Origin of the sequence: Klebsiella sp. CN_Kp113 (assembly GCF_040064585.1) — a bacterium.
GTDB classification, from domain to species: Bacteria; Pseudomonadota; Gammaproteobacteria; order Enterobacterales; family Enterobacteriaceae; genus Klebsiella; species Klebsiella michiganensis.
In genome coordinates this window covers 100,140-106,638 of the sequence record NZ_JBEAID010000015.1, presented here as the reverse complement: position 1 = coordinate 106,638, position 6,499 = coordinate 100,140, and the positions used below count along the sequence as shown (strand labels likewise).

5 protein-coding genes are annotated in these 6,499 nt (G+C 58.0%); all 5 read right to left on the bottom strand.

Annotation, left to right across the window (positions count from 1 at the left end; genetic code table 11):
• Window positions 1–152: 152 nt before the first annotated feature.
• A complete protein-coding gene (locus ABLV30_RS08005) occupies window positions 153–2,240 on the bottom strand; it encodes a DUF1176 domain-containing protein (protein ID WP_265800812.1) in 2,088 nt (695 codons plus the stop codon).
• Between the two features lie 68 nt (window positions 2,241–2,308).
• On the bottom strand, window positions 2,309–2,899 hold the full coding sequence (locus tag ABLV30_RS08000) for a transcriptional regulator (RefSeq protein ID WP_004097892.1): 591 nt from the start codon (window positions 2,897–2,899) through the stop codon (window positions 2,309–2,311).
• Between the two features lie 20 nt (window positions 2,900–2,919).
• The gene (locus ABLV30_RS07995; RefSeq protein ID WP_265800814.1) at window positions 2,920–4,689 is read right to left on the bottom strand and encodes a protein-disulfide reductase DsbD; all 1,770 of its coding nucleotides are present in this window, start codon (window positions 4,687–4,689) and stop codon (window positions 2,920–2,922) included.
• Window positions 4,665–4,988, bottom strand: a complete 324-nt coding sequence (cutA, locus tag ABLV30_RS07990; RefSeq protein WP_004097896.1) for a divalent cation tolerance protein CutA — start codon at window positions 4,986–4,988, stop codon at window positions 4,665–4,667. The genes ABLV30_RS07995 and cutA overlap by 25 nt, the downstream gene beginning before the upstream one ends.
• 94 nt (window positions 4,989–5,082) lie before the next feature.
• Window positions 5,083–6,384 carry an anaerobic C4-dicarboxylate transporter gene (locus ABLV30_RS07985; RefSeq protein ID WP_014227594.1) on the bottom strand — a complete coding sequence of 434 codons (1,302 nt, stop codon included), beginning with the start codon at window positions 6,382–6,384 and terminating at the stop codon, window positions 5,083–5,085.
• Window positions 6,385–6,499: the final 115 nt, after the last annotated feature.

Here is a 6,499-nt window from a genome sequence, read left to right as displayed (position 1 = left end):
TTTCAATCCCCTGCTCTACCGACTGAGCTATCCGGGCAACGGGGCGCATTAAACCGTAATCCGTACGCGGCGTCAATCAAATTTCTCGATTTATCTACCGGTTGCTTAAGTTTGCGGCAATTCTGCGCCTGAAGACGCTTTTTTGCTGAAAATTACATCATCCCGTTGTCGCCTTCACGGATTTTCCAGCCGCTGGTCACCGAGATAGCGCGGCGTAATCCAGAAATCGCGTAGTCGCCAACAATGTCTTCGTCATCGCGCGGCGAGCTGATCGTGATTTCCGCATCGACGCCGTGACGATAGGCGCCGTGGTGGCTAAAGATGGTGCCGATAAAACATTTATCGTTCAGCCAGACCGGGATATATGCCACGGTTTCATAGATATAGTTCGACGCTACCCCGCTATAGTAGTTTTCCGCGTCGTCGGATGATGTGCCCGGAGGAATAGGGCAAATTGGCGCGTCATTGTCGCTCTGTGGCTTATCCTTGAGCAGGTTGCTCTGCATCACTTCCAGCGACTTCAGCAGGTCTGACTTTTCCCGCTCATTCAGCGCGGGCGTCAGAGGCTGGTCTTTTTCCGGCGAGCGAATGTCGTTAAGGGTGTAGCGATAGCGGATTGTCACTGCCGGCGTACTGCCTGAGGGGCCAAATGGGCGCAACAGATAGAGATTGTCTTCGCCAAACTGGCCGTTGTACCAGAGCGCGTAAACCTGGCCGTTAATGCGCACCCAGTGACTCCACTGGTTGGCGCCGCGGCCGTTGAGAGAATAGAGCGCGCCCGGAACGCCTGCGTCAAAATCATCGCCATTGCCGCTATCATCGCTGTTAACCGCAGCAAAAGCGTCGTCGCTGCGTTTTAGTATCCCGGTATAGCTAAAGAGTCCGGTGCCGCCAACGTAGCTGTCGATAATTAAATCGCGTTTACCGTCTCCGTCGAGGTCGACCAGCGTAAAGCTCACTTTACCGTTTTCGGAGTCGGCGCTGATATCGGACTGGAGAAACGCCTGCCACTCATCATCGCTGATATCGGCGGACGGTTTCGTCGTCGATACCAGAGAGTTGTCCGCGTAGGTCAGCGTAAAATGGCTGACGTTCCCGCTGAGGGGGAACTGCTCGGCGATATTATTCAGATCCAGTTCAGGATTGGCCTTCTGCTCCTTTAATACGGCGTTATACAGCGCTTTCAGCGCGTTGTTATCGGCATCTTTCTGCTGCTTCGGGATAACCTGGCTCACAAAGGTGGGCAGCATCCACGCGCCGCCGGGGGCGATCTCCCGGCAGTCGCCGGTGGAGTATTTCAGGCTCTGGACAAACGTTTTGCCATCCCAGACGCGCTCTTCACCGCTGATGCAGTCGGCGATACCGCGGCCTTTATTGAAAAAGGTGAGCACGCCGTCGGCATAGCTGGAGGCGTCGGTGGTGACCAGCTGAGGCTGGGTCATAAACGCCTTGTCGACCACCCACGTTGCATAGCCGTCGTTGTAGGCAGCGCGCCAGCACAGCGCCTGAATCAGCGTGTGGCTTTTATCCAACGGCGTTGCGGTGATCTGGCGCTCAGATGCCGGGATATCCGCGTTTTGCCAGTCGTCGCAATGGCTATTTAGCAGAGGGACGAGCTGGGGACGGAGTTTCTGCCGCTGCTTTGCCGTCAGCGCTACGGTGGCGGCATTGTGGATGACCGGTGCGGCGATAATTTCCGGTGCGGGCGCGGCTGATAAAATATTGTCATCACCGGCGTCGCCCTGGCGTAACAGCGCATCGGCAGTGCCCAGACGCTGCTGAAACTCATCCATTTTCAGGAATACGGCGCTGCTGCCCGCGTCGGAGAGCGTCTTACGCTCGCCGTTAAGGGCAAGCTCAATTTTGCCGTTGTGCTCCAGGGCCTGAATCAGGGCCGCCGTTTGGGTGTCATCAAAGCGAAAGTGGCTCTCGTCGGCGGCCTCAAGTGGGCCGTTATCCCGATCGTCAATGAACAGATTTACCGTTGCGTCAGGGGGGATATCGCGTTCGGTTTGCGCGAAAGTCGCCACAGCGATGACGTGCTGCGCCGCGCCCGCATTGCGGGTCAGCAGAACGCTGACTTCGCCCATGGTGGCGCCATAGCCGGCGGCTCGGCAGGTCCCGGTGTTGTCGCAGGCGAGCTCCCAGTCTTTGTGCGCGAAAGAAAAGCCTTGCGGAGAAGCTGCCAGGAGCGGTGTTGAACACAGCCCCATGATGGCAACCCAAAGAAGAGAGCGCATATCAAACCCTGTCAGCATATCGATGAGGAGGGGATTATATGCGCGATGAATTGGTTAAGATATCGGAATCAGGTCAGGGCGCCGCCCATACGGCACTGGGCAAAACGCAATATGTCTTCTGCCAGGCGACGCGCGGTATCGACATCCGTCTGGCTGCGCTTGATCAGCAGTCGGCTCAGGCAGCCTTCAACGATCAGCTCCATCTGCTTTGCGACCATTGCCGGATCGTCAACTTCGAGCTGGCTAAGCAGTTCATGGGTATAGGCCAGCGAAGCCTGCTTTTGCTGCTCGGCCAGCTGATGGATCGGATGCTGAGGGTCCGGATAAAAAGTACAGGCGGCAATAAACAGGCAGCCGGGATAACGATGGTTGCTTACGCAGGTGGTCAGCGCGGCGTAGCGGGCCAGCAGCTTCTGCTCCGCGCTGAGCGACTCGTCCAGTAAAAGCTGGCGGCGCCAGGCATCGACCTGATGGCTGAGATAGCGAAGCGCGTCGTACAGCAGCGCTTCCTGGTCAGGCCAGAAACGTTTGAGGTCATTGAGCGGGTAAGCCACGCGCTCGGCGACCATTTCCAGCGTGGTGTTAGCGATACCCTCGATTTCGAGGATTTGGATGGCTTCACCCAGGACATCTTCACGTTGCACGGTCTTTTCCTCCATTATTCCTCCTACAGTGTCGCTCACGGTTGTCGATCGCGCAAATGGGCGCTAAATGCCGCGGCATCCATAAAGCCGGTGACGCGCTGCGCGGGCTGCTCCTCGCCCTGTTCATTGAAAAACAGAATGGTGGGCAAGCCGAGCACCTGGAGGTGCTTCAGCAGCGCCGCGTCCTGCGCGCTATTTTTGGTGACATCAACCTGCAGCAGAACGGTCTCTTTCAGGGCCTGTTGCACCTCAGGTGAGGTAAAGGTGTATTTCTCGAACTCTTTGCAGGCCACACACCAGTCGGCGTACAGGTCGAGCATCACCGGTTTGCCTTTCGCCTGCGCCAGCGCCTGATTGAGCTCATCGACGCTATGGATACGGGTAAACTGGAGATGGGACTGCCGTTGCGCGACCGGCGCATCGAAAGCCCAGTCCTGCAGCGGACGGGCGCTGACCAGCGCGGCGCCGAGCATCACTATTTGCACAATACGCAGCCAGGGGCGCGTGCCGCCCAGCGAGGTAATAAACGCCCAGCTAAAAAAGGCGACGCCAAGCAGCGACCAAAGCCGCAGGCCCCACGGTTCGCCCACGACACGCTCGAGTAAAAATACCGGCAGCGCCAGGATCACAAAGCCAAAGGCGGTTTTGACGTGGGCCATCCACGGGCCGCTTTTCGGCAGCAGACGGTTACCGAATACGGTCACCAGGATCAGCGGCAGCCCCATGCCGAGCGCGTAGAGGTACAGGGTACCGCCGCCCAGCCACAGATTACCGCTCTGGGCGATATAGAGCAGAATGGCGCTCAGCGGCGCGGTGGTGCAGGGCGAGCAGATTAATCCGGCAATCGCCCCCATGGCGAATACGCCGCCGGGTGAACCGCCCTGGCGTTTATTGCTCATCAGCGTCAGGCGCGTTTGCAGCGACGAAGGCAGCTGGAGCGTAAACAGACCAAACATCGACAGCGCCAGCAGGATAAACAGCACCGACAGGCCGATCAGCACATAAGGGTGCTGCAGCGCCGCCTGGAACTGCAGGCCCGCAGCGGCAACGACCAGCCCCAGGGCGGTGTAGGTTAGGGCCATGCCCTGGACGTAGATAAAGGCCAGCAGCAGCGCGCGGGCGGTGGAGAGGCGTTTTTGCCCGCCCAGCACGATGCCGGAAATCAGCGGATACATCGGCAGCACGCAGGGGGTAAACGCGATGCCGATACCAATCAAGAGCGCCCACAGCGCGCTAAAGGGGAGAGCGGCATCTTTATTGTCCACAGCGGGGGGCGGAAGGTCGGACGGCGACTCTACCGGCAGCGCCGGGCGCGTTTCCAGCGGCAGAGGCGGGGTCAGCCCGGGTTGCCCGACGGCGGTATCGCTGCTGGAGCGCGCGAGCGCGTTGCCGAGCGGCACGATTTTGGTTTCCGGCGGATAGCAGAAACCGGCATCCGCGCATCCCTGATAAGTCACGGTAAGAGTCGCGCCGGCGGCGGCGTGAGTCAGAGTGACCGGCACGGTCAGGCGCTGGCGGTAAATTTCGCTTTTACCGTAAAACTCGTCCTCATGCCATTCGCCTGCAGGCAGCGAGGGGTCGGTAAACGCCGCATCTGCGGACGTCAGCTTTATCTGTTTACGGTAAAGATAGTAACCATCCTTGATTTGCCAGGTCAGATTAAGATCGTGTTGATTCTGCTGAAAATCGAAGGCAAAAGCCTGGTCAGCAGGAACAAAGTTCGAGCGGCCAGGGGCGTCGAACAGGCCGGCAATGGCCGATGTGCTGCAAAGCAGCAGGATCAGCGTAATGATGCGTTGAGCCATGAGAGGTAATCGTTGTCTCCGTGAATAACGGGCAGAACCAGAAGTTCAGGGGTTTGATACGGGTGATGGGACTTCAGGCAGTCCAGCAGCGCCTGCTGATGGGCAAGGTCGGTTTTCAGCAGCATTTGCACTTCATACTCCTGCTCCAGTTTTCCTTCCCAGTAGTAGAGCGATGTCGCTCCCGGCAGGAGAGTGGCGCAGGCGGCGAGTTTTTCCGCCAGCGCTTTGGCCGCCAGGTCCTGGGCGGTCGCTTCATCCGGCGCGGTACAGAGTACAACAACAGCATCAGGCATCGTCATCGTGAACCTCGTATCAGCGAAAAGAGGCACTATAGCATGCAAGATAGGGAGGATTAACGAAACGGGCCAGGATCTGGCCCGAATTTGAAGAGATTTACAGCATGATGCCGCCGAAAATAAACCCGAGGATCACGCATAGCGTAATGGCGATGACGCCGGGGATCAGGAAGGCATGGTTAAAGACATATTTGCCGATGCGGGTGGAGCCGGTGTCATCCATTTCGACCGCCGCCAGCAGGGTGGGGTAGGTCGGCAGAACGAAAAGGGCGGAGACGGCGGCAAATGAGGCGATGGCGGTAAGCGGGCTCACGCCCAGCATCAGCGCGGCGGGCATCAGCGCCTTAGTGGTCGCGGCCTGGGAATATAGCAGGGTCGCGGCGAAGAACAGCACCACCGCCAGCAGCCACGGGTAGTTGTGCAGCAGGTCGCCCGCCACGGTCTGGATATCGCTGATGTGGGCTTTGACGAAAGTATCCCCCAGCCATGCGACGCCGAGAACGCAGACGCAGGCGCTCATGCCGGATTTAAAGGTGCTGGCGTTGAGCACTTCACCGGTGTCGATTTTGCAGGTGATGCTTATCAGCGTCGCGATGGTCAGCATAAACACCACAATCGCTTCGTTACGCGGCAGGACCGGATCCTGGATCAGCCCTACGGTATCGCTGATGGCGGTGGCGTAGAACATCACCGCGACGATACCGATCAGAAACAGTAATACCGAGCGTCTGGCGTGCGGCTTCAGTTCAAAAACCTGGCTGCCGCGCAGTTTGACTTCCCCTTTTGCCAGCCGCTCCTGATAAATCGGGTCGTCTTTCAGCTCACAGCCGAGGAAGTTACAGACGATGGCGGTAAGCATGACGGCAATCAGGGTAACCGGAATACAGATCGCCAGTAGCGTCAGGTAGCTGACGCCCAGGGGCTCGAGAATACCGGCAAAGAAGACCACCGCTGCGGAAATCGGCGAGGCGGTAATGGCAATCTGCGAAGCGACCACCGCAATGGAGAGCGGGCGTGAGGGGCGGATGCCCTGTTCTTTTGCCACTTCGGTGATAACCGGTAAGGTTGAGAACGCCGTATGCCCGGTTCCGGCAAGCACGGTCATAAACCAGGTGACCAGCGGCGCGAGAAAGGTGATGTATTTGGGATGACGCCGGAGCATACGTTCGGCAAGGCTGACCAGGTAATCCATCCCTCCGGCGACCTGCATGGCGGCGATAGCGGCGATAACCGCCATAATGATTTCGATGACGTCGAAGGGGATCGCGCCAGGTTTAATTTGAAACACGAGGGTCAGGACGAGGACGCCCAGGCCACCGGCGAAACCGATGCCGATTCCCCCGAGCCTGGCTCCCAGATAAATCGCCAGCAGGACAATAACGAGTTCTGCACCAAACATATTTGCCTTCCTTGTTTTATTAACAAGTTGATATTGGGTTGTTGTAATTTAGTAAATCAATAAGAACAAAAAGGGCATGTCATTGCTGACATGCCCGTGGTTAGTTTAATCGGAA